The organism is Stenotrophomonas acidaminiphila, from assembly GCF_001431595.1.
Taxonomy (GTDB): domain Bacteria; phylum Pseudomonadota; class Gammaproteobacteria; order Xanthomonadales; family Xanthomonadaceae; genus Stenotrophomonas; species Stenotrophomonas acidaminiphila.
Genome location: NZ_LDJO01000015.1, coordinates 17499 through 39959, shown reverse-complemented (window position 1 = coordinate 39959; position 22461 = coordinate 17499). Strand labels below are relative to the sequence as shown.

At 70.0% G+C, this 22461-nt stretch carries 20 protein-coding genes and 1 pseudogene; 16 read left to right on the top strand and 5 right to left on the bottom strand.

The genetic code is table 11. The features are described from left to right. Positions 1-75 precede the first annotated feature (75 nt). The 7 genes and pseudogenes from ABB33_RS04930 to ABB33_RS04900 all read left to right on the top strand — a co-directional run. Positions 76-573: pseudogene (locus tag ABB33_RS04930) on the top strand (methyl-accepting chemotaxis protein); the annotation flags it as partial. A 42-nt stretch (positions 574-615) separates the two neighbouring features. Further along, entirely contained in the window at positions 616-1461 is an 846-nt protein-coding gene (locus ABB33_RS04925; RefSeq protein WP_054665912.1) for a CheR family methyltransferase, read from the top strand. Continuing rightward, positions 1458-2054 carry a chemoreceptor glutamine deamidase CheD gene (cheD, locus tag ABB33_RS04920; RefSeq protein WP_056931369.1) on the top strand — a complete coding sequence of 199 codons (597 nt, stop codon included), beginning with the start codon at positions 1458-1460 and terminating at the stop codon, positions 2052-2054. Before ABB33_RS04925 ends, cheD begins: the two co-directional genes overlap by 4 nt. Then, a complete protein-coding gene (locus ABB33_RS04915) occupies positions 2051-3127 on the top strand; it encodes a protein-glutamate methylesterase/protein-glutamine glutaminase (protein ID WP_054665915.1) in 1077 nt (358 codons plus the stop codon). The genes cheD and ABB33_RS04915 overlap by 4 nt, the downstream gene beginning before the upstream one ends. A 3-nt stretch (positions 3128-3130) precedes the next feature. After that, the gene (locus ABB33_RS04910; protein WP_082594989.1) at positions 3131-5656 is read left to right on the top strand and encodes a sensor domain-containing protein; all 2526 of its coding nucleotides are present in this window, start codon (positions 3131-3133) and stop codon (positions 5654-5656) included. Positions 5657-5769: 113 nt separating this feature from the next. Continuing rightward, positions 5770-6558, top strand: a complete 789-nt coding sequence (locus ABB33_RS04905; protein ID WP_056931363.1) for a YggS family pyridoxal phosphate-dependent enzyme — start codon at positions 5770-5772, stop codon at positions 6556-6558. 85 nt (positions 6559-6643) lie between these two features. Continuing rightward, the gene (locus ABB33_RS04900; protein ID WP_056931362.1) at positions 6644-7735 is read left to right on the top strand and encodes a restriction endonuclease; all 1092 of its coding nucleotides are present in this window, start codon (positions 6644-6646) and stop codon (positions 7733-7735) included. A 21-nt stretch (positions 7736-7756) separates the two neighbouring features. Here ABB33_RS04900 and hutC read toward each other — a convergent pair whose 3' ends face one another. Beyond that, the gene (gene hutC / locus ABB33_RS04895; RefSeq protein WP_054665923.1) at positions 7757-8488 is read right to left on the bottom strand and encodes a histidine utilization transcriptional repressor HutC; all 732 of its coding nucleotides are present in this window, start codon (positions 8486-8488) and stop codon (positions 7757-7759) included. 19 nt (positions 8489-8507) lie between these two features. Beyond that, positions 8508-9878 (bottom strand): formimidoylglutamate deiminase, encoded by a 1371-nt coding sequence (locus ABB33_RS04890; protein ID WP_056931361.1) that lies wholly within the window; start codon positions 9876-9878, stop codon positions 8508-8510. Between the two features lie 61 nt (positions 9879-9939). Here ABB33_RS04890 and hutI point away from each other — a divergent pair, with 61 nt between their 5' ends. The 9 genes from hutI (at position 9940) to ABB33_RS04845 (ending at position 19115) form a co-directional block, all read left to right on the top strand. Further along, positions 9940-11148 carry an imidazolonepropionase gene (gene hutI / locus ABB33_RS04885; RefSeq protein WP_056931360.1) on the top strand — a complete coding sequence of 403 codons (1209 nt, stop codon included), beginning with the start codon at positions 9940-9942 and terminating at the stop codon, positions 11146-11148. A gap of 78 nt (positions 11149-11226) precedes the next feature. Beyond that, complete coding sequence (gene hutH / locus ABB33_RS04880) at positions 11227-12762, top strand: histidine ammonia-lyase (protein WP_056931359.1); 1536 nt, start codon at positions 11227-11229, stop codon at positions 12760-12762. Positions 12763-12920: 158 nt separating this feature from the next. Continuing rightward, on the top strand, positions 12921-13766 hold the full coding sequence (hutG, locus tag ABB33_RS04875; protein ID WP_056931367.1) for an N-formylglutamate deformylase: 846 nt from the start codon (positions 12921-12923) through the stop codon (positions 13764-13766). Then, positions 13763-15430 carry a urocanate hydratase gene (gene hutU / locus ABB33_RS04870; RefSeq protein WP_054665933.1) on the top strand — a complete coding sequence of 556 codons (1668 nt, stop codon included), beginning with the start codon at positions 13763-13765 and terminating at the stop codon, positions 15428-15430. The genes hutG and hutU overlap by 4 nt, the downstream gene beginning before the upstream one ends. Positions 15431-15623: 193 nt before the next feature. Continuing rightward, complete coding sequence (locus ABB33_RS04865; protein WP_082594988.1) at positions 15624-17150, top strand: serine hydrolase domain-containing protein; 1527 nt, start codon at positions 15624-15626, stop codon at positions 17148-17150. Between the two features lie 69 nt (positions 17151-17219). Continuing rightward, entirely contained in the window at positions 17220-17585 is a 366-nt protein-coding gene (locus ABB33_RS04860) for a DUF6249 domain-containing protein (protein ID WP_054665936.1), read from the top strand. After that, positions 17578-18147, top strand: coding sequence for an RNA polymerase sigma factor (locus ABB33_RS04855; RefSeq protein WP_056931358.1), 570 nt, complete (start codon positions 17578-17580; stop codon positions 18145-18147). The genes ABB33_RS04860 and ABB33_RS04855 overlap by 8 nt, the downstream gene beginning before the upstream one ends. Further along, positions 18144-18464: a hypothetical protein gene (locus ABB33_RS04850; protein ID WP_054665941.1), complete on the top strand. Its 321-nt coding sequence runs from the start codon at positions 18144-18146 to the stop codon at positions 18462-18464. Before ABB33_RS04855 ends, ABB33_RS04850 begins: the two co-directional genes overlap by 4 nt. Positions 18465-18608: 144 nt before the next feature. After that, the gene (locus ABB33_RS04845) at positions 18609-19115 is read left to right on the top strand and encodes a GNAT family N-acetyltransferase (protein ID WP_056931357.1); all 507 of its coding nucleotides are present in this window, start codon (positions 18609-18611) and stop codon (positions 19113-19115) included. Positions 19116-19236: 121 nt separating this feature from the next. Here the strand turns inward: ABB33_RS04845 and ABB33_RS04840 are convergent, their stop codons facing one another. The 3 genes from ABB33_RS04840 to ABB33_RS04830 all read right to left on the bottom strand — a co-directional run bounded on the left by ABB33_RS04840 (position 19237) and on the right by ABB33_RS04830 (position 22192). Continuing rightward, on the bottom strand, positions 19237-19923 hold the full coding sequence (locus tag ABB33_RS04840; protein ID WP_054668684.1) for a L,D-transpeptidase: 687 nt from the start codon (positions 19921-19923) through the stop codon (positions 19237-19239). A 160-nt stretch (positions 19924-20083) separates the two neighbouring features. After that, complete coding sequence (locus ABB33_RS04835) at positions 20084-20353, bottom strand: hypothetical protein (RefSeq protein ID WP_054665946.1); 270 nt, start codon at positions 20351-20353, stop codon at positions 20084-20086. A 573-nt stretch (positions 20354-20926) separates the two neighbouring features. After that, the gene (locus ABB33_RS04830; RefSeq protein WP_056931356.1) at positions 20927-22192 is read right to left on the bottom strand and encodes a ferredoxin reductase family protein; all 1266 of its coding nucleotides are present in this window, start codon (positions 22190-22192) and stop codon (positions 20927-20929) included. Between the last annotated feature and the right edge of the window lie 269 nt (positions 22193-22461).

Here is a 22461-nt window from a genome sequence, read left to right as displayed (position 1 = left end):
GAGGGCGCGGCCATGTGTTCCTCGCAGTGTTGACAGTGTGTCTGCCAGGAGGTCCTCACCCTGACCGACCTCTGGCACTCGTCGAAGAAGATAGCCGACATCATCAGCGTCATCGACGGCATCGCCTTCCAGACCAACATCCTGGCGCTCAACGCCGCGGTGGAAGCCGCCCGGGCCGGTGAACAGGGCCGCGGCTTCGCCGTGGTCGCCTCGGAAGTGCGCACCCTGGCGCAGCGCTCGGCCGGTGCCGCCAAGGAGATCAAGGAACTGATCGAGAACTCGGTCGGCAAGGTCGCCGAAGGCTCGGCGCTGGTCCACCAGGCCGGCAGCACCATGGGCGAGATCGTGACCTCGGTGCAGCGGGTGACCGACATCATGGCCGAGATCTCCGCCGCCTCGCAGGAACAAAGCGCCGGCATCGAGCAGGTCAACCAGACCGTTACCCAGATGGACGAGACCACCCAGCAGAACGCCGCCCTGGTGGAGGAAGCCACCGCCGCCGCGCGGGCCATGGAAGAGCAGGCGCAGCAGTTGAGCGACGCGGTCTCGGCCTTCCGCCTGCAGGCGTCGTCCCACACGCCCCGCGACCTGGCACTGGCCAGCTGAGGTGCCACGGTGTCCCTGCCCGCTCCCGCCTCCCGTGATTTCGAGTTCAACGACCGCGACTTCCGCCGTGTCTGCGAACTGATCCACCAGCGCGCCGGCATCGCCCTGGCGCCAGCCAAGCGCGACATGGTGTACGGGCGCCTGTCGCGCCGGCTGCGCGCGCTGGGCCTGCATTCGTTCCAGGACTACCTGGACCAGCTCGAGCGCGACGGCGGCGACGAGTGGCAGGCATTCACCAACGCCCTGACCACCAATCTGACCTCCTTCTTCCGCGAACCGCATCATTTCGAAAAGCTGCGCGAGGAGCTGCTGGCACGCGCCCACCGCGCGCCGCTGCAGATATGGTCATGCGCGGCGTCCACCGGCGAGGAGCCGTATTCGCTGGCGATCACCGCCTGCGAGGCATTCGGCAGCCTCACCCCGCCGGTGCACATACTGGCCACCGACGTCGATACCCAGGTGCTGGCCACCGGCGCCCAGGGCATGTATCCGCTCGAGCGCATCGCCGGCCTCGACCCGGCGCTCAAGCGCCGCTACTTCCAGCGCGGCACCGGCCCCAATGAAGGCAAGTGCCGGGTAGTGCCGGCGCTGCGCAAGCTGATCGAGTTCCGCCAGCTCAACCTGCTGGCCCCGCGCTACGACGTCGGCGGGCCCTACGACGCCCTGTTCTGCCGCAACGTGATGATCTACTTCGACAAGCCGACCCAGCGCGCCATCCTGTCGCGGCTGGTGCAGCACATGGGCGACGACGGCCTGCTCTACACCGGCCATTCCGAGAACTACCTGCACGCGGCGGACCTGATCCAGCCATGCGGCCGCACCCTGTACCGCCGCGTGCGCGGGGCCGGCGCATGAGTATGCCCGCCCACGCCGACGACGTGATGCGCTACCGCGACACGCGTTTCCAGACAATCGCCGCCAAGCTGTTGCCCACCCAGTACCTGGTGGTGGACGACGACACTGCGCTGACCACCACCCTGGGCTCGTGCGTGGCCGCCTGCATCCGCGACCCGGTGCTCAAGATCGGCGGCATGAACCACTTCCTGCTGCCCGACGGCAACGTCGGCGACGGCGCCCCGGCGCGCTATGGAAGCTACGCGATGGAGCTGCTGATCAACGACCTGCTCAAGCGCGGCGCCCACCGCAAGCGCCTGGAAGCCAAGGTGTTCGGCGGCGCCAACGTGCTCAAGGGCTTCACCAGCAACCCGGTCGGCACCCGCAATGCCGAGTTCGTGCGCCAGTACCTGCGCGCCGAGCACATCCCGGTGATCGCCGAGGACCTGCTCGGCATCCATCCGCGCAAGGTATGGTTCTTCCCGCAGACCGGCCGGGTGGTGGTGCAGCGCCTGCCGCACGCCCACGAAGCCGAAGTCGCCGCCGCCGAATCGGCCGTGCGCGCCCGCCTGGCCAAAGCCCCGGTCACCGGTGGCGTGGAGCTGTTCGAATGAGCCTTCAAGCCCCCTGCCGGGTCCTGGTGGTGGACGACTCGGCGCTGGTCCGGCAGATCCTGTCCGATCTGCTGGCCCGCGACCCCGGCATCGAAGTCGTCGGCACCGCCTCCGACCCGATCATCGCGCGCGAGAAGATCAAGCGCCTGAACCCGGACGTGCTGACCCTGGACGTGGAAATGCCGCGCATGGACGGGCTGGCCTTCCTCGAAAACCTCATGCGCCTGCATCCGCTGCCGGTGGTGATGGTCTCGTCGCTGACCGAGCGCGGCGCCGACACCACGCTGCAGGCGCTGGCATTGGGCGCGGTGGATTTCGTCGCCAAACCCAAGCTCGACGTGGCCCGCGGGCTGGAAAGCTACGCCGCCGAGATCTGCGCCAAGGTCAAGATGGCCGCCCGCTCGCGGGTGCGGGCGCTGGCGGTGCCGGCGCAGGCCAAGCGCACCCTGGACACGATCGCCCCGGCCGCGGCCGGCGCCTCGTCGCTGAAGTTCCGCACCACCGACCGCCTGATCGCCATCGGTGCCTCGGCAGGCGGCACCGAAGCGCTGCGCGTGGTGCTGGAAATGATGCCCGCCGACGCCCCCGCCATCGTCCTCACCCAGCACCTGCCGGCCAGTTTCAGCACGGCCTTCGCCGAGCGCCTGGACCGCCATTCGGCGATGTCGGTGCGCGAGGCCAGCGACGGCGAGGCGATCCTGCCCGGGCATGCCTACCTGCCCGCGGGCGGACGCCACCTGCGCATCATCCGTGACGGTGCGCGCTGGCGCTGCCGCATCGATGACGGCCCACCGGTCAACCTGCACAAGCCGGCCGTGGACGTGCTGTTCCGTTCGGTCGCGCAGAATGCCGGCGCCAATGCCATCGGCGCCATCCTCACCGGCATGGGCGACGACGGCGCACGCGGACTGCTGGAAATGAAGCAGGCCGGCGCCCGCACCCTGGTGCAGGACGAGGCGACCAGCGTGGTCTGGGGCATGCCCGGCGCGGCGTTCAAGCTCGGCGCCGCCGACGAGGTGGTGCCGCTGGAACAGGTCGCCGCGCGCCTGCTGGCCTGGGCGCAACAGGGATAAGGCATGTCGCCCGCCGACCCGCCCGGGCCACAGGCAGCGCCCCCCGATCCGCCCGGCACGTCCGCCGAAACGGCGCTGCGGCAATGCCTGCAGAATGCGCCGGACGGCATCGTGCTGCTCGACCGCGACGCACGCGTGGTATTCGGCAATGGCAAGGCCTGCGAACTGCTCGGCATCGGCGCGAGCGCGGCCCCGCTCGCGCTGCCTGAACTGCTCACGCCCGAGGAGCGCGAGCGCTGGCTCCAATACCCGCCTGCGCCGCTGTTGCTGGCGGCGCAGGCGCGCCCGGGCCGCCCCGGCGACCTGTGGCTGTGCGCCGGCGAAGGCTGCCTGCGCGGCATGGCGGTGCTGCGCCCGGCCGATGCGCGCATGTACGAACAGGCGCACATCCACCTGCTGTCGCAGGCGCTGGACAGCAGCGACAACGCGATCTTCCTGTGCGACGACCAGTCGCGCATCCGCTACGTCAACGCCGGGTTCGTGCGCATGCTCGGCTATGCGCCGGAAGAAGCCCTGGGCAAGCAGCCGCGCGAGCTGATCCGCGGTCCGCATACCGACGTGGCGACGCTGGACCGGCTGGGCGAGCAGCACCGAGCCGGTCGCGCCCACCGCGAGCACCTGCTCGGCTACTGCAAGGACGGCAGCCCGCTGTGGCTGTCGGTGGTCGCCACGCCGCTGGCCGACGCCAGCGGCAGCCTGGTCAACGTTTTCACCGACATCACCGAGGCCAAGACCCACGAGGTCCTCAACGGCAAGGTGCTGGACGCGCTGGTGCGCGAGGAACCGCTGGCGACGACCATGGCGCTGATGTGCCAGGAGGTCGAGCGGGTCGCCCCCGACCTGCGCGTGGTGGTGACCCGCGGCGAGGCCGACGGGCAGCTGTGTACCCTCGCCGCACCCGCGCCGCTGATGGCGGCCGGCGCCTCCGGCTGGGAGCATCCGGCCTGCATGCAGGCGCTGCGCCGCGGCCGCGCGGTGGTCATCGAGGACATCGCCAGCGCCCCGCTGTTCGACAGCCAGCGCGACGCGCTGCTGGCGCTGGGCCTGCGCGCCTGCTGGTCCAACCCGATCCGCTCCACCGCCGGCCAGGTCCTGGGCACGCTGGCCTTCCACTGCCACCGCCCTGGCCCGCCCACCGCCTGGCACCGCCGCCTGGCCGACCTGTGCCTGCACCTGTGCGCGCTGGCGCTGGAACGCGAACAGGCCCGCTCGCGCATGCACCGCCTGGCGTTCTACGACGTGCTCACCGGGCTGCCCAACCGCCTGATGTTCAACGCGCTCAGCGAACAGCCGCTGATCCAGGCCGAACAGCAGGGGACGCCGATGGCGCTGCTGTTCGTGACCCTGGACCGCTTCAAGCGCATCAACGAAAGCCAGGGCCATGCCGCCGCCGACGGCCTGCTGCGCGACCTGGCGCGGCGCCTGCACGACATCGTCGGCCCCGAGTCGGTGGTCGCCCGCCAGGTCGCCGACGAATTCACCGTGCTGGTGCCGTGCTGTGCGCAGCACCAGGCCGCGGCGCTGTGCGAGCAGCTGCTGGCGATGATCGCCACGCCCACCGTGGTCGGCAGCATGACCCTGCACGCCAGCGCCAGCATCGGCGTGGCGATGTTCCCGGAGGACGGCCGCGCCATGGAGACCCTGCTGCGCCACGCCGACCTGGCCATGCGCCGGGCCAAGGACGAGGGTGGCGGCCGCTTCCGTTTCTTCAGCGCGGACATGAACCAACTGGCGCAGGAGCGGCTGCTGCTGGAAGCCACCCTGCGCGACTCGCTGCGCCAGGGCGGGCTGCGCCTGCACTACCAGCCGCAGGTGCGCGGTGACGGCCGCGGCCTGTACGGCGTGGAAGCGCTGCTGCGCTGGCGCCACCCCCATCTGGGCGACATTCCGCCCAACCGTTTCGTACCGCTGGCCGAGGAATGCGGGCTGATGGCCGAGCTCAGCCACTGGGTGATGGAAGAGGCCTGCCGCCAGCACGCCGACTGGCGCCGGCGCGGCCTGGCGATCCCGCGGGTCGCGGTCAACCTGTCGGCCAGCGCCTCCGAACTGCCCTCGCTGGTCGAGCAGGTGCGCCAGCTGCTAGAGCGCCATGGCCTGTCGCCCGGGTCGCTGGTGCTGGAGATCACCGAGAGCGTCATGCTCTCCGCACAACCGCAGGTATCGGCCAACCTGCACGCGCTGCATGCGCTGGGCGTGCGCCTGTCGCTGGACGACTTCGGCACCGGCTATTCCAGCCTCAGCCACCTGCACCGCCTGCCGATCAGCGAGATGAAGCTCGACCGCAGTTTCATCAGCGAGATCGGACACGACCCCGCGGCCAGCGCACTGATCCTGTCGGTGCTGCGCATCGGCGAGAGCCTGGGCAAGCACGTGGTCGCCGAAGGCGTGGAAACCGACGCCCAGCGCCGGTTCCTGATCGACAATGGTTCACCGGCACTGCAGGGCTACCTGTTCTCGCCGGCGCTTTCCCCCGGCGCCCTCGAGCAATGGCTGGGCGAGCGCGCATACGCACCGTCGCCCCGGCACTGATCCCGGCCGCTGGGCTGTCGCGGCAGCGGCGGCAGCCAGCGGGAGGCCGCGCGCCACGCACCATCCGGAAGGCCGATAATGCGCCAGCACTGTCGTTGCCCCAGGAACACCCCATGACCGACACCCCCACCCTCCACGACCAGCATGGTCGCTATCCCCGTGCCGAGACCGCCGACGATTTCCGCCACAACCTGGCGGTGGTGCAGGCGCGCATCGCCGCGGCCTGCCAGCGTGCCGGCCGCGACCCGGCCGGGGTACGCCTGCTGCCGGTGAGCAAGACCATCGACGAGGCCCGCATCCGCCAGGCCTATGCCGCCGGTTGCCGCTTCCTGGGCGAGAACAAGGTGCAGGAAGCGCACCACAAGTGGGAGGCGATGCAGGACCTGGCCGACCTGCACTGGTCGGTGATCGGCCACCTGCAGACCAACAAGGCCAAGCTGGTGGCACGCTTCGCCAGCGAGTTCCAGGCGCTGGACAGCCTGCGCCTGGCCGAGACCCTGGACCGCCGCCTGCAGCTGGAAGGCCGCCAGCTGGACGTGTTCGTGCAGGTCAACACCTCCGGCGAGGACAGCAAGTACGGCCTGCCGCCGGCCGACGTGCCCGGCTTCATCGCCGGACTGCCGCGGTTCCCGTGCCTGCGGGTGCGCGGGCTGATGACCCTGGCGCTGTTCTCCGACGATGCCGCGCGGGTGCGCGCCTGCTTCGTGCGCCTGCGCGAGCTGCGCGACCGCCTGCGCCAGCAGGCGCCGGACGGCATCGGCCTGGACGAGCTGTCGATGGGCATGTCCGGCGATTTCGAGATCGCCATCGAGGAAGGCGCCACCGTGGTGCGCGTCGGCCAGGCCATCTTCGGCGCGCGCGCGGTTCCGGACAGCCATTACTGGCCGGTCGGCACCCGCTGAACAGGGGCTGCCGGCGTCGCATCGGCTTCGCACGAAGCGCTATAAACTGCGCGCCTCCACTCACATTCGTTCACCGGACGCGACGATGTTTTCCTGGATCCTGGCCCTGCTGCTGGCACTGTTCGTCTGGGGCGTGACCTCCGCCTGGCTGTGGATGGTCAAGCGCCGGAAGACCGAAACCCAGCATGGCCTGGCCGCGCTGGCGGGGATGCGCTGGCGCGAGTTCTCGCAGATCGTGCGGCGCGCCATGGGGGAGCAGCGCGGCCTGCGCGATCTGTCCGGCGAGGACAGCAGCGACCGCGGCACCAGCAGCGATTTCCTGATGGAACGCGACGGCCAGCGCTGGTTGCTGTCGTGCAAGCACGGCCGCGCCTACCGCATCGGCGCACCGGCGATCAGCGAACTGGGCGCCGCCCTGCACCTGACCGGTGCGGCCAGTGGCATCCTCATCACCGAGGGTCGGGTCGAGCGCGACGGCTTGGCCGCGGCCGAGAAGGAATCCATCGAAGTGCTGGACGGGCGCGTACTGTGGCAGGTGCTCGCCCCCTGTGTTCCGGCGGACATGCGCACGATGGTGGAAGGCATTGCCCGCCGCGAGGCCGTGCGGCAGACCGGCATCGCCGCCCTCGGCGCGCTGGCGGTGGGCCTGCTGGCCGGCCTGGGCTATATGACCCTGCAGGTCGACGAGAACCTGAACAGGCGCGCCCCGGATGCCTCGGTCACGGCGGCGGCCGCACCACCGGCGCCCGCCCCGCGCCCGGCGCCCACCGCACCCGCCCCGGCTCCCGCACAGGCAGCAGCGAAGGCCGGGACCACTGCCGCGCAGACCGCTTCCTCCCCCGCTCCCGCCGCACCTGCCACTGCGACCACTGCGGCCGCCGCCCGCATCGACAAGGCCGCCACCGGCGACCTGCAGGAAGATCCCGACCCGGACACCCTGCTGCGCTACCAGCAGGCGGTTTCCAAGAAGCTGGCCGCCACGCCCGGGGTCATCAGCGGCATCTGGCTGACCCGCTCCACACTGTCGGTCGAGCGCAGTGCCGACGACGCCACGGTGTGGCCGCTGATCTGCCGTGAAGTCGAGCATTACCCGGCGCTGCGCACCGTGCGGGTCCAGCTCAACCCGCGCCCGGGTACCGGCGAGCCGGTGCGCTGGCGCCAGTGCCGCACGTTCTGACCACGTCCGCGGCGCTGGCTCCTAGAGCTTGTTACCCGGGGCGAAACGCGCCACCAGGTCGTAGGCATCGCCCAGGAATTTCTGCCGTACCCAGGTGATGGGCATCTCGCCGCGCCAGGTCTGGCGGTCGATCACCAGGCACGCGGTGCCCACCGGCACCTCCAGCAGTGCGGCCTCGGCGGCGGTCGCCGCCACCGCGCTGATGCGGTGCTGGCCACGCGTCCACGACACGTTCTGCAGCAGCCAGCTGCCGGGCGCGTGGGTGGAGAAATCCACCGCCAGCGTCTCCGGCACGGCCTCGGGGTTGATCAGGCGCCGCTCCAGTGCCAGCGGGCGGTCGTCGGCCAGGTGCAGGCAGCGCATCGCCAGCAGCTCGCCCTCGCCGACCAGCCGCAGTTCCTCCGGCGCCGCCGCGTCGGCACGGCGCAGTTGCCGCTCCAGCAACCTGAAGCCGTAGCGGTGGCCACGCTCGTTCACCGCCAGCGCGATGTCGGGAATCTCCAGCGCCACCTGCTCCAGGTGCGGCGGCTGCCGCGCGACGAAGGAGCCGGCGCGGCGGCGGCGCTCGATCATGCCACTCTCGGCCAGTGCGGTGAGCACCTTGTTCACCGTCATCCGCGAACAGCCGTACTGCGCCATCAGTTCGTGCTCGTAGGGAATGCGGAAACCCGGCGCCCACTCGCCACTGAGGATGCGGCCTTCGATATCGCCGCGGATACGCTGGTTGAGGCTCGGCACCTTCCTGTTCTTCACGCGTGATTCCTGCCTGGAGTCAGCCCAGTATCCGCTGCAACGCCGTCCGATAGCGCGCGGCGATCCCGTCGCGGTGCACGTGGCGGCCGTCGCGCACCCACTGCCGGCCGTCGCGCCACACCGAACGCACCGCGCCCCCGCGCGCGGCGAACACCCAGCTGTCCAGCAGCGCGTCGCCGCTGCGGCCATGCAGCGACGGATGCCCGGCGTCCAGTTCGACCAGGTCCGCCGGCGCACCGACGGCCAGGCCGGCTGCAACGCCCAGCGCCTGCGCGGCACCCGCGTGGGCCTGCTGGTACAACCAGCGGCCGCTGGACAGCGCACCCGGCGAAACCACGTTGCGCCCGCGCAGCGCCAGCCGCTGGCCGTACTCGAGCAGGCGCAGTTCCTCGGCCGCGTCGATCAGCACATTGGAGTCCGAGCCGACGCCGAAACGCCCGCCGTGGTGTACGAAATCGCGCATCGAGAACAGGCCGTCGCCGAGGTTGGCCTCGGTGACCGGGCACAGCCCGGCGACCGCGCCGGTGGCGGCGATGCCACGTACCTCGTCCTGGTCCAGGTGGGTGGCGTGGACCAGGCACCAGCGGGTGTCCACCGGCGCATGCTCCAGCAGCCAGTGCACCGGACGCTGGCCGCTCCAGGCCAGGCAGGCCTCGACCTCGCGCACCTGCTCGGCGATATGGATATGGATCGGGCCCGGCGCCAGTTCCACCAGCGCCTGCAGTTCCTGCGGCGTGCACGCGCGCAGGCTGTGCGGTGCCAGCCCCAGCACCGCACCCGGCACCTCGCGCAGCGCCTGCCGGCAGCCGTCCAGCAGCGCGGCGAAGCCGTCGATATCGTGCAGGAACCGCCGCTGCGCCGGCAGCGGCGCGGCGCCGCCGAAATCGCTGTGCGCGTAGAACACCGGCAACAGGGTCAGGCCCAGCCCGGTGGCGGATGCGGCAGCGGCAATGCGCGCGGCCATCTCCGCGTGCCCGGCGTAGCGCTGGCCATCGGGCGCATGGTGCAGGTAGTGGAATTCGCCGACCCGGGTGAACCCCGATTCCAGCATTTCCATGTAGGCCTGTTCCGCCACCGCCTGGCACTCGGCCGGACCGAGCCGGTCCAGGAAGCGGTACATCAGCTCGCGCCAGCTCCAGAAGCTGTCACCCGACCGCCCGCCGACCTCGGTCAGGCCGGCCATGGCGCGCTGGAAGGCATGGCTGTGCAGATTGCCCAGCCCGGGCACCACCACGCCCAGCGGCTGCGCGTCGGGCGTGGCCGGTGCCCCGGCCGCCACCGACACGATGCGGCCGTGCAGGCAATCGATGCGCACATCGTCCGCCCAGCCCTGCGGCAGCAACGCCTGGGCGGCATGGAAACGGTTCGGGCTGGAAACTTCGTTCGCCATCACTGGACACTCTGCGTGGGTGGTGATTATTGTATATACAAATAAACGCGGAAGGGTGCACATGCACTGCGATACGGTCTGGCACAACGCCCACCTGATGACCCTCGACGATGCCACGGGCGGCCTGGGCATCGTCCGCGACGGCGTTGTCGCCGCCCGCGACGGGCGCATCGTGCATGCCGGTCCGGCAGCGACCGCACCGGCCTTCGACGCCGTCCGGCGCATCGACTGCGACGGCCGCTGGATCAGCCCCGGGCTGGTCGACTGCCACACCCACCTGGTCTACGCCGGCAACCGCGCGAACGAATTCGAACAACGCCTGCAGGGCGTCAGTTACGCCGACATCGCCCGCGCCGGCGGCGGCATCGTCGCCACCGTGCGCGCCACCCGCAATGCCGACGACGCCGCGCTGCTCGCGGCGACCCTGCCGCGGCTGGATGCAATGCTCGCCGAGGGCGTGACCACGCTGGAAATCAAGTCCGGCTACGGCCTGACGCTGGACGACGAGCGCAAGCAGCTGCGCGTGGCCCGGCAGCTGCAACGGCTGCGCCGGGTCGAGGTGGTGCCCACCTTCCTCGGCGCGCATGCGGTGCCGCCGGGCCGGCAGGCACAGGAATACATCGACGAGGTCTGCGACGTCATGATCCCGGCCATTGCCGGCGAAGGCCTGGCCGAGGCGGTGGACGTGTTCTGCGAGAACATCGCCTTCTCGCGCGAACAGGCCGCGCAGGTATTCGAGGCCGCGCATCGCCACGGGCTGGCGGTGAAGATCCATGCCGAACAGCTGAGCAACCAGCATGGCGCAGAGCTGGCGGCGCGGCATGGCGCGCTGTCCGCCGACCACATCGAACACCTGGACGAGGCCGGAATCGCGGCGATGCGCGCGGCCGGCACGGTCGCGGTGCTGCTGCCGGCCGCGTTCTATTTCACCCGCGACACCACCGTGCCACCGATCCACAACCTGCGCGCCGCCGGGGTGCCGCTGGCGCTGGCCACCGACAGCAACCCCGGGACCTCGCCGCTGACCAGCCCGCTGCTGGCGATGAACATGGGCGCGACCCTGTTCCGCATGACCGTGGCCGAGTGCATCGCCGGTTTCACCCGCGAAGCGGCGCGCGCGCTCGGCCGCTTCGACCGCGTCGGCCGGATTGCCGCAGGCATGGACTGCGACCTTGCCATCTGGGACATCGACGCACCGGCCGACCTGGTCTACCGCATGGGCTTCAACCCGCTGCACGCGCGCGTGTTCCGCGGCGAACCGACAACGTAGCGCGGGCCCGTCCCGCACATCGCAACCACCCGTGCGCGGCCGGCCGCGCACCTGACCTTGAGAACCTGGAGTAATCCGATGAATTCGCACCTCACGCTTCGTCCCGGCCATGTTCCGTTGGCCCAGTGGCGCCAGATCTACCGCGGCGCCCGGGTGCGCCTGGACGACGCGGCACAGGCCGCCGTGCTGCGCAGCGCGCAGGTGGTGGAGGCCATCGTCGCCAGGGGCGAGCCGGTGTATGGCATCAACACCGGCTTCGGCAAGCTGGCCAGCGTGCGCATCGAGCGCGAGGACCTGGAAACCCTGCAGCGCAACATCGTGTTGTCGCACGCCGCAGGCGTCGGCGAGCCGATGCCCGGCAACGTGGTGCGGCTGATGATGGCGCTCAAGCTCACCAGCCTGGCACAGGGCGCCTCGGGCATCCGCCCGCAGACCCTGGCGCTGCTGGAGGCACTGCTGCAGCACGATTTCATACCGGTGGTGCCGTGCCAGGGTTCGGTCGGCGCCTCCGGCGACCTGGCGCCGCTGTCGCACCTGGCCGCGGTGATGATCGGCGTCGGCGAAGCCATCGTCGAGGGCGTGCGGATGCCGGCCGCCGAGGCGCTTGCGCGGATCGGCCACGCGCCGCTGGTGCTTGGCGCCAAGGAAGGCCTGGCCCTGCTCAACGGCACCCAGTATTCCACCGCCTACGCGCTGGCCGGGCTGTTCGAGATCGAGACCGTGTTCCAGGCCGCGCTGGTCACCGGGGCGCTGTCGGTGGAAGCGGCCAAGGGCTCGGACACGCCGTTCGACCCGCGCATCCACCAGATCCGTGGCCAGCGCGGGCAGATCGCCACCGCCGCTGCGCTGCGCGCGTTGATGGCCGGCTCGGCCATCCGCGAATCGCACCGTGACAACGACGTGCGCGTGCAGGACCCGTACTGCCTGCGCTGCCAGCCGCAGGTGATGGGCGCGGCCCTGGACGTGATCCGCCAGGCCGCGACCACGCTGGAAATCGAGGCCAACGGCGTGTCCGACAACCCGCTGGTATTCACCGATACCGGTGAAGCCCTGAGCGGCGGCAACTTCCATGCCGAGCCGGTGGCCTTCGCCGCCGACATGCTGGCGATGGCGGTGTGCGAGATCGGTTCGATCAGCGAACGCCGCACCGCCATGCTGGTGGATCCGGCGCTGAGCGGCCTGCCGGCGTTCCTGACCCCGAAGCCGGGTCTGAACTCCGGCTTCATGATCCCGCAGGTCACCGCCGCAGCACTGGTTTCGGAAAACAAGCAGCGCGCCTACCCGGCCAGCGTCGATTCGATCCCGACCTCGGCCAACCAGGAAGACCACGTGTCGATGGCCGCGCACGGCGCGCGGCGCCTGCTGGCGATGGCCGGCAACGCCGCCCATGTCGTCGGCATCGAACTGCTGGCCGCCGCGCAGGGCTGCGACTTCCATGCCCCGCTGCGCTCCAGCGACGCGCTGGAGCGGGTGCGCGCCAGCGTGCGCGCGCAGGTGCCGACCCTGCAGGACGACCGTTACTTCCACCCGGACATGGTGGCCGCCACGGCGCTGGTACGCAGCGGCGCGCTGGCCACCGGCCTGCACGAGGTGCTGCCGCACGTCGAGGCGTAAGCCCGCGTCTCCCCGCCGCGGCGATTGCGGCGGGGGGACAAGGACCGAGGCCCGGCATCGCCTGCTTCCACACGGCACCCTGCCCACCCTCGCCCGCCGCCTGGCGATCCCGTGCCGATGGCGGACGCATGCATCCACGCGAACCCGAAGGTTTCCCGATGAACACTCTCCCCGACTGGCTGCAGATCCACGAAGGCGATGCGCCGCTGATCGTCAGCTTCCCGCACACCGGCACCGAGCTGCCCGACGCGCTGGCCGGGCATTTCGTGTCGCCATGGCTGGCGCGGCGCGATGCCGACTGGTGGGTGCACGAGCTGTATGCGTTCGCCCGCGGACTGGGTGCCACCACCGTGCGCACCGCGGTCTCGCGCTCGGTGATCGACGTCAACCGCGATCCGTCTGGGGTGTCGTTGTACCCCGGCCAGAACACCACCGGCCTGTGCCCGCTGACCACGTTCGACAACCAGCCGCTGTACCGCGACGGCCATGCGCCCGACGCGGCCGAGATCGCGCGCCGCCGCGATGCCTATTTCATGCCCTACCACGCCGCGCTGGCCGCGCAGATCGCGCGGCTGCGCCGCCGCCACCCCACCGTGGTGGTCTACGACGCGCATTCGATCCGCTCGCGCATCCCGCACCTGTTCGACGGCGAGCTGCCGCAGTTCAACATCGGCAGCGCCGGCCCCGGCGGCGAGCCGGACACGTCCTGCGACAACGCACTCACCGACGTGGTCGAGAACCTGTGCGCGCTCAGTGGCCTGGGCCATGTGCGCAACGGCCGCTTCAAGGGCGGCTGGATCACCCGCCACTACAGCGACGTCGCCGGCGGCGTGCACACCCTGCAGATGGAGCTGGGCTGCCGCGGCTACATGCACGAACCGGCCGAGGTGGACGAGCACAGCTGGCCCACGCCGTACGACCCCGAACACGCAGCGCCCGTGCGCAACACCCTGCAGCAGGTGCTCAGCGCCTGTCTGGAATTCGCTACCCGGAGAAACGCATGACCCGTCACGATCCTTCCCGCAGCCCGCGCGCGCCGCGCGGCAACACGCTCAACTGCAAGTCCTGGCAGACCGAGGCGCCGTTCCGCATGCTGCAGAACAACCTCGACGCCGAAGTGGCCGAGGACCCCGCCTCGCTGGTGGTCTACGGCGGCATCGGCCGTGCCGCGCGCGACTGGGAGAGCTACGACACGATCCTGGAAACGCTCAAGCGCCTGGACGACAACCAGACCCTGCTGGTGCAGTCCGGCAAGCCGGTGGGCGTGTTCCCCACCCATCCCGACGCGCCGCGCGTGCTGATCGCCAACTCCAACCTGGTACCGCACTGGGCCAACTGGGAGCACTTCAACGAGCTCGATAAAAAGGGCCTGATGATGTACGGGCAGATGACGGCCGGCTCGTGGATCTACATCGGCTCGCAGGGCATCGTGCAGGGCACCTACGAAACCTTCGTCGAGATGGGCCGCCAGCATTACGGCGGCAGCCTGGCCGGCAAGTGGATCCTCACCGCCGGCCTGGGCGGCATGGGCGGCGCGCAGCCGCTGGCAGCGTCGCTGGCCGGCGCCAGCAGCCTGACCATCGAATGCCGCCAGAGCAGCATCGACTTCCGCCTGCGCACCCGCTACGTGGACGAGCAGGCCAACGACATCGACGACGCGCTGGCGCGCATCGCTAGGTACACCGCTGCCGGTGAAGCCAGGTCGATCGCCCTGCTCGGCAACGCCGCAGAGATCCTGCCGGAGCTGGTGCGCCGCGGCGTGCGCCCGGACTGCGTCACCGACCAGACCAGCGCCCACGACCCGGTGCACGGCTACCTGCCGATCGGCTGGACGGTGGAACAGTGGCTGGCCGAACAGAAGGCCAACCCGGAGAAGGTGCGCGACGCCGCCAAGGCGGCCATGCGCGTGCACGTGGAGGCCATGCTGGCGTTCCATGCGGCCGGTATCCCGACCGTCGACTACGGCAACAACATCCGCCAGATGGCCTTCGACGAAGGCCTGAAGAACGCCTTCGACTTCCCCGGCTTCGTGCCGGCCTACGTGCGCCCGCTGTTCTGCCGCGGCGTCGGCCCGTTCCGCTGGGTGGCGCTGAGCGGCGACCCCGAGGACATCTACAGGACCGACGCCAAGGTCAAGGAAATCATCGCCGACGACCCGCACCTGCACCGCTGGCTGGACATGGCGCGCGAGCGCATCAGCTTCCAGGGCCTGCCCGCGCGCATCTGCTGGGTCGGCCTGGGCCTGCGCCACAAGCTCGGCCTGGCCTTCAACGAAATGGTGCGCAACGGCGAACTGAAGGCACCGGTGGTGATCGGCCGCGACCACCTGGACAGCGGCAGCGTCGCCTCGCCCAACCGCGAGACCGAGGCGATGAAGGACGGCAGCGATGCCGTATCCGACTGGCCGCTGCTCAACGCCATGCTCAACGTCGCCGGCGGCGCCACCTGGGTCAGCCTGCACCACGGCGGCGGCGTCGGCATGGGCTACAGCCAGCACTCAGGCGTGGTCATCGTCTGCGACGGCAGCGAGGCCGCCGACCGGCGCATCGCCCGCGTACTGTGGAACGACCCGGGTACCGGCGTCATGCGCCACGCCGATGCCGGCTACGACATCGCCATCGACTGCGCGAAGGAAAAGGGACTGGACCTGCCGGGCATCCTCGGCTGATCCCCCCGCCACTGGCGCGCTCCGCTGGCGGGGCGCACCAGTGGCAGGCCGCCGGCAGTCCGGGCGTGGGGCCGGGACCGGCCGCGCACCGGCCACGCTTCCCGTCGCATCCGCAAAGCGGCTGAATCCAAACCGCGCACTTGCTGCATCCAAGCCATGAACCCGCCCGATGGCGGCATGACAGCGAGGACGCATGCACACCCACCGCCCCCCTTCCCGCCGTGCGGGCCCGATCGGCCGCCGACTCGTCGCCGGTTGCCGCGCCGCGGCCCTGCTGGCGCTCGCCGGCCCCGCCCTGGCCGCCGCGGATGCCACCCCGGCGCTGCCGGACACCGCCACGGGCCGCGTCGCCCGGCAACTGCTCCAGCAGGTGGACAGCGCCACGCCGGCACAGCTGGAGCAATGGCTGCCGGGCATCCTGTCCGACACCATCGGCAACCAGGACAAGGCCGCGTTCGTGGCCGGGCTGGTCTCCGCCGCGCGCGACGGTGGCGGACTGGAGGTGTTCGATGTACGCACCGACAAGCGACATCCCGGCGTGCTTGGCGTCGCCGTCAAGGCGCGCCGCGACGGTCGGCCGGCATTGCTGTGGTTGACCGGTGATCCCGGCAACCCGGGACGGCTGTCCGAGGCGATGGCATTGCCGATGGACGATCCGCAACTGTATGCCGGCTGGCCGGCGCAAGGCGGTGCCACCGGGCCCGTGCTGACCCGCCTGCTGCAGGGCGCGCTCGACCGCCTCGCGCAGCACGAGGACTTCTCCGGCTGCCTGACCGTGCAGCAGGCCGGAAGCGTGGTGTTCGACGAATGCCGCGGCCTTGCCGAACGCAACTTCGGCGTTCCGGCCGATCACCGCACCCGCTTCCATATCGGCTCGATCAACAAGATGTTCACCGCCGTGGCCATCGCGCAGCTGGTGGAGGCCGGCAAGCTGTCGTGGGACGACACCCTGGCGCAGCACCTGCCCGAGTATCCCGACCAGGCCAGTGCGCGCAGGATCACCCTGTGGCAACTGCTGCACCATACCGCCGGGCTCGGGGACTTCCTGGTACCGGAGTACTTCGCCGACTCGCAGCGCTTCGTCGATCCGGGCGACTACCTGGACCTGATCGCCCGGCAACCGCGCGTCGCCGAACCCGGTACGCAATGGAACTACAGCAACGCCGGCTACATGCTGCTCGGCCGCATCGTCGAAAAAGCCTCTGCCGAGCCCTATGACCACTACCTGCAGCGCCACGTCTTCGCCCCTGCGCAGATGCACGACAGCGGCTTCGACACGCTCGACCAGGTGGTGCCGCGGCTGGCGGTCGGCTACTACCGCGACGGGCTTTTCTCCAGCACCTGGAAAGCGGCCTGGCTCAAGCTGGGCTACAAGGGCGGCCCGGCCGGCGGGGGTTACTCCAGCAACGCCGATCTGCTGCGGTTCGCACAGGCGCTGCGTACCGGCAAACTGGTCACGCCGGCCACCCTGGAACGGATGTTCGCCGATCCGGTGCCCGCGGGCCCCGGCGGCTATGCCGCCGGGTTCGGCCAGCGGCTGTCGCACGGCCGGCACATCCGCGGGCACGCCGGCGGCATCGAGGGCACCACCGCCAACCTGGCCATGGTCTGGGAGACCGGGGCGACCGTGGCATTGACCAGCAACCAGGGGGAGAGCCAGAACTGGATGCTGGCCGAGCGCATCGCGGACCTGCTCGCCGCCAGCGCACCCGGGCCCTGACCCCCGCACCACGCGTTCCCGTCGTTCCCGTCCTTCCCCCACTCCCGAACGTTGCACGGAGCCATAGCCATGGATTTTCTGCTCATTCCCGTTGTCGTCATGCTTGCGCCGGTGCTGATCGTGCTGATCGTGCTGCGCTACCGTTACCTGCAGGCCCAGGCCCGCTACACCGCCCTGCTGGCACTGGCCGACAAGGGCGTGGACCTGGGCGCACAACTGCTGGAGCCGCCGGCGGCCGACGTCCAGCGACGCCACGGGCTGGTCCTGGTCGGTGGCGGTCTCGGGCTGATGGCGATGTTCCTGGCCCTGCCCGGCGGGTTCGACAGCGGCCTGGCGGTCAGCCGGCTGTGGGGTATCGGCCTGCTGCCCCTGGCCACCGGCCTGGGGTATCTGGCCAGTGCCTACCTGGACCGCCGGGACGGCATGCGTGGCTGACGATGCCGCGGCCGCGCGCGTCGACCAGGCCCTGGCCGCACGCGCCCGGCACGGCGACCGGCAGGCATTCGAGCACCTGGTGCGGCGGCACCAGGGCATGGTGCGCGCGCAGTTGCGGCGCCTGCTGCATGGCGACCACGGCCTGGCCGACGACCTGGCCCAGGAGACCTTTCTCCTGGCCTGGCGCAAGCTGGTGCAGTTCCGCGGCGATGCGCAGTTCTCGACATGGCTGTACCGCATCGCCTACACCTGCTTCCTGCAGTCGCGCCGCCAGCCCGCACAGCGCGAGCGCACGGAACCGGAAAGCCTGGACCTGCTGCCGGCACCGGCACATGGCATCGACCTGCAGCTGGACCTGCAGCGCTGCATGGGTCGCCTGTCCGCCGCCGAGCAGGCCGTCCTGCTGCACTGCGTGCAGATGGGCCTGAGCCATGACCAGGCCGCCTATGTGCTGGCCATGCCACTGGGCACGGTCAAGACCCATGCCCTGCGCGGCAAGGCCAAACTCAAGGCGTGCCTGGCGGCGTGGCGCGATGACGACAGTGAGGAAACACACCCATGAGTGATCCACGACAGCGCGACCTGGACACGCTCCTGCGCCGTGAATTCGAAGGCCCGGTTGCGGACGGTGGTTTCAGCGACCGGGTGATGCGGCAGTTGCCGCCGCGCCGCAGCCTGCGCTGGCCGCTGTGGCTGGGGCTGTCCGCGGGCGCAAGCGCTGCCGGGCTGGCGCTTGCACGTACGCCCCTGCTCCGCATCGGCTGGCAGGACTGGCTCGCAGGCCAATCCTCGGCTGCCGGTATCGGCATGTGGCTCATGGCGATGGGCGTCGCCTGGCTGGCGGCGGCGTGGGCATTGTCGGCAGCCGCGCCACGCTGAGCGCCAGCCCGGTGTGGACAGGCAGCCACCTCCACGGCACCCTGCCGCAACACAAAGCCCTCGCCGACGGTACCTGCGCGCATGCCTGCAACGCCCAGCGCAACCGGAACGGCGGCCAGGGCGACTCGTTCACCGGAACCTCCCATGAATCCGAGCATCCGCGATGAAACTCCGGGCGACGTGGACGCCATCGCCCGCGTCACCGAGGCGGCGTTCGCCAACGCGCCGCATGCCAGCCACACCGAACAGTTCATCGTCGGTGCACTGCGCCAGGCCGGGCAGCTGAGCGTTTCACTGGTGGCGCTGGAAGGCGATGCGCTCGTCGGCCATGTCGCACTGTCGCCGGTGGCCTTGTCCTCCGGCGACCGCGGCTGGTACGGGCTGGGCCCGATCTCGGTACGTCCGGACCGGCAAGGCCATGCAATCGGCTCGGCACTGGTGGTCGAGGCCATCGAACGGCTCAAGGCCCGGCACGCCGCCGGCTGCGTGCTGCTGGGCGATCCGCGCTATTACGCGCGCTTCGGATTCAGGGCATGCCCACAACTGGTATTGCCCGGTGTCCCCGCGGAGTATTTCCAGGCGTTGCCGCTGGGCGGAAAAATACCGGTCGCCGAAGTGAGCTATCACCCGGCCTTCGAAGCCATAGCCTGATGGCGCCGGCGTGCAGAGCGCCGGTGCGTGGAGGGTGTGCGTGGCGTGCGGCCGAGGCATCTCCAACTTCCCACCGCGCGGCAGTGGCGCCGCCCGCCCGTCCGGGCAAGCCAGGCGCGCCTCAATGGCTGGCGCGTCCCGCGTCCTTTCCGCCGCCGCCGCGCTGTGCCGCCGTGCGGCTGTGCGCGAACTCCGGGAACGTTTTGGCCAGCGATTCCTTGTCCGGCAGGATGTAGAAAACGCCGCCTCGCTCGAACGCCTGGCGCACGACCTGCTCGTAGAACTCCGGTGAGACATTGATGCAGCCATGGGTGACGCGGTTGTCGTCCGGCGTCGGCGAGGCCAGCCGTTCCGGGCGCCGCTCGGCGGGAACACCGGTTGCGGTCGGATGGATCGACACCGCCGAATCGTAGTCCACCCACAACACGCGCCCGGCATCGAGCGAGGGGCCGTAGCCACCCACGAAGCGACCGGCGGGGGTCGTGCGGTCGCGGCCGGGAATCTCGCGGAGTGCCAGGCCGGCAATGCCCGGGGCGATGTGGTCGCCGACTGCCGAGCCGAACAGTGCAGGCGCCGCGCCACGCAGGCGGCCATCGCCGCCGAACACCAGGATCTGCGCCGCGGCCTTGTCCATGATCGCGAAGGGGTATCCCTCGGTGTCGCGGCTGGCGACCACCCAGCCGGCCAGTTCGATCACTGTCTCGGACACTTCCTGTCCCTGCGGCAGCTGATCGACGGCGGCCGCCGGTTGCGCACCTGCATCCTCGTGGGCTTGGGCGACGCCACTGCCGGCGCATGTCAGCGCCATCGCCAGCACGCCGCCATGGACGGCACGGATTGCAGGGTGTCTGTACATGCGTATGGGGGACTCCATGGGTATGGCAACTGCCTGGCGACAAGGAATCCGGTGGCCGGTGACGGCCACCGGATTCCGCTTCATGGACGCACCGCGAAGGGTGCGGGAACCATCAACCGCGTGCCGCGCGGCGCGGTGCGGATTCGAGCTGCTGGACGCGGCCTTCGATCTGGTCCAGGCGCTGGTTGGCGCGCTGTGCGGACTGGTTTGCAGATTCAGCGCTCTGCGCCGCGCCCTGCACCTTCGCGTCGAGCTGGTCGAGGCGGCTGTTGATGTTGGCGAACTCGTTCTTGTAGGTCGCGCAGGCGCCAAGGCCGAGCGTTGCGACGAGTGCGACACCCAGCATGCCGGCGCTCTTGAGATGTTGTCGGGTCATGAACATTCCACTCCTGCTTGGTCGGGGAGCTTGGAATATAGCGGCCTTTTCGCAGAAGCAATGACCACGGCTTCAGCTGATGTTGGCACACGTGGATGGACTGTGAAGATGCGAAAACATGCTGGAATCATGCTTCCAATCCGGCAATTCACCGTGCAATGCGCAGATTCCCGACACGCCATCACGAACCTGTCTGAGGCGATTGCGGGTGATGAAAGACCGGTATTCGGCATCGATCGCTCCCGCTGCTCCAGGTGCCTGCAGTACACCGGCAGAGGTTGTCGTCAGCATGTCTGCCAGGACGCGATGTCCAACGCGCACATCGCATCCCTTGCGGATTGTTGGGTCCCGCGACACGACGTTCGATCGCGGCCGGCATCCAGGCGGACGGACGACCGCCCGCAACCACTTTCATCCTTCGCGGGATGTTCCCCGCAGACCAACACCTGCCTGCGCAGGACGGCCCAGCACGGGATCAGTTGTTCCGTCATTGCGCTCATCGGCGCTCCGTTCGGAGAACCAACACCTCGTTGCCGTCAAGCCATCCACACGCATGTCCTGTCCGGGCTGCATGCGGCATCAACGGAACTCGAACAGCTCACGGTGCAGGCGTTCTTCCGCCACGCCGGTTTCGCGCATCAACTGGCGTACCTGCCTGAGCAGTCCGGCGGGACCACAGAAATGGATCGTCGGCGCCGATGTGCCGCGTCCCTCGACCGACTGGGCGAAGCGTTCGCGGAACCCGGCATCGCCCGGGCCGCTGGCGATCTCGACCAGCTCGACCCCGCGACGCGCAGCCAGCCCCTGTAGATCCAGCACCTCCGGAAGCTCACGTCCCGGCGTGTAGAAGTGGAAGAAGGTCACCCGCTCCAGCCCGACCGCATCGGCATCCTGCAGCCAGGAAATGAACGGTGTCACGCCGACGCCGCCGGCAATCCAGATTTCCGGGCCATCACCCGGCTCCCGCAGGAAACGGCCGAACGGTGCATATACCTCCGCCAGCAAGCCTGGCCTTGCCTCGCGCACCAACCGCTCGGTGTAGTCGCCCAGGGCACGTACCATGAAGGCGATGCCTCCATCGGTGCGTCCCGCGCTGGCAATGGTGAAGGGGTGCGGCTCACGCAGGCCGTCCTGCTCGAACGACAGGAAGGCGAACTGGCCGGGCTGGAACGGAATCGCCTTCCCCTCCGGCCGCAGCTGCAGATAGACCGCGTTGCCGGTCGAGGACACGGCATCCAGCCGGTAGCGCGCATGCCGCGACCACAGCGGATACAACAGCAGCTTGTAGAACGCCGCCGCCACGCCGAGCAGCGACAGCAGTGCCAGCCACACGCCGGCCGGGCTGCCCAGCACGATGGGCGACTTGAAGCTGAGCCAGTGCGCGATCACGATCAGGAACAGCGGCCCCGACAACCTGTGCCACCAGCGCCAGCTGCGATAAGGGATCTTGCGGTTCAGTGCCAGCAGCACGATCAGCATTATCGCCACGAAGCTGAGCTGGCGGACGAGGCGCGTCACAGGCCCGGGCAGGGCCAGGATCGGCGCCACCTCCCACTCCTGCACACCAGCCTTGAAGACCAGGTGTATCGAGGCGAACACGAGCGCCCACACACCCAGCCACTTGTGCGTCTCGTAGACGCGGTCCAGGCCATCGAACAGCGACTCGACGGCCTTCCAGCGTGCGCCGAGCACCGCGGCCAGCGCCATCAGCGAGACCGCGGTGACGCCCGAGCCCAGACTGAGCATGGCCGTTGTCGGCCAGGTGCCGCGGGGAACCGCCAATGCCGGCAGGATGAAGCCGGCCATCACCACGGGAATGATCAGTGAACGCGACCCCAGCCGCATGACGAACCCCAGTCATTTTCAATGGACGAGATGAGTATGACCGCTTGTGGCCAAATCGAACTGATCGGGATCAAACGCCGGGATCCACGCTGCGCTTGGCGCGTCATCAATGACCATGACAAGGGGTTCCGCTACCCGGCATGACGGCCCCATCGACGCAACCGCGACGGCTGCGCTCCCGGCCAGGCGGCAAGGGTCTACGCCACTGCGCGTGCAAACCGACAGGTCGCCCGGGATGGCTGACGAAGGAGCCCGCGCTTTATGCGGAC

Bases quoted from the DNA above. Each gene is read 5' to 3' on its own strand.
- hutG (WP_056931367.1), top strand. From the start codon at position 12,921: ATGAACACTCTCCCCGACTGGCTGCAGATCCACGAAGGCGATGCGCCG.
- ABB33_RS04830 (WP_056931356.1), bottom strand. From the start codon at position 22,192: ATGCGGCTGGGGTCGCGTTCACTGATCATTCCCGTGGTGATGGCCGGC.
- ABB33_RS04900 (WP_056931362.1), top strand. From the start codon at position 6,644: ATGTTTTCCTGGATCCTGGCCCTGCTGCTGGCACTGTTCGTCTGGGGC.
- ABB33_RS04915 (WP_054665915.1), top strand. From the start codon at position 2,051: ATGAGCCTTCAAGCCCCCTGCCGGGTCCTGGTGGTGGACGACTCGGCG.
- hutU (WP_054665933.1), top strand. From the start codon at position 13,763: ATGACCCGTCACGATCCTTCCCGCAGCCCGCGCGCGCCGCGCGGCAAC.
- ABB33_RS04860 (WP_054665936.1), top strand. From the start codon at position 17,220: ATGGATTTTCTGCTCATTCCCGTTGTCGTCATGCTTGCGCCGGTGCTG.
- hutH (WP_056931359.1), top strand. From the start codon at position 11,227: ATGAATTCGCACCTCACGCTTCGTCCCGGCCATGTTCCGTTGGCCCAG.
- hutI (WP_056931360.1), top strand. From the start codon at position 9,940: ATGCACTGCGATACGGTCTGGCACAACGCCCACCTGATGACCCTCGAC.
- ABB33_RS04845 (WP_056931357.1), top strand. From the start codon at position 18,609: ATGAATCCGAGCATCCGCGATGAAACTCCGGGCGACGTGGACGCCATC.
- cheD (WP_056931369.1), top strand. From the start codon at position 1,458: ATGAGTATGCCCGCCCACGCCGACGACGTGATGCGCTACCGCGACACG.
- ABB33_RS04905 (WP_056931363.1), top strand. From the start codon at position 5,770: ATGACCGACACCCCCACCCTCCACGACCAGCATGGTCGCTATCCCCGT.
- ABB33_RS04850 (WP_054665941.1), top strand. From the start codon at position 18,144: ATGAGTGATCCACGACAGCGCGACCTGGACACGCTCCTGCGCCGTGAA.
- ABB33_RS04840 (WP_054668684.1), bottom strand. From the start codon at position 19,923: ATGGCGCTGACATGCGCCGGCAGTGGCGTCGCCCAAGCCCACGAGGAT.
- ABB33_RS04910 (WP_082594989.1), top strand. From the start codon at position 3,131: ATGTCGCCCGCCGACCCGCCCGGGCCACAGGCAGCGCCCCCCGATCCG.
- ABB33_RS04890 (WP_056931361.1), bottom strand. From the start codon at position 9,878: ATGGCGAACGAAGTTTCCAGCCCGAACCGTTTCCATGCCGCCCAGGCG.
- ABB33_RS04865 (WP_082594988.1), top strand. From the start codon at position 15,624: ATGCACACCCACCGCCCCCCTTCCCGCCGTGCGGGCCCGATCGGCCGC.
- ABB33_RS04835 (WP_054665946.1), bottom strand. From the start codon at position 20,353: ATGTTCATGACCCGACAACATCTCAAGAGCGCCGGCATGCTGGGTGTC.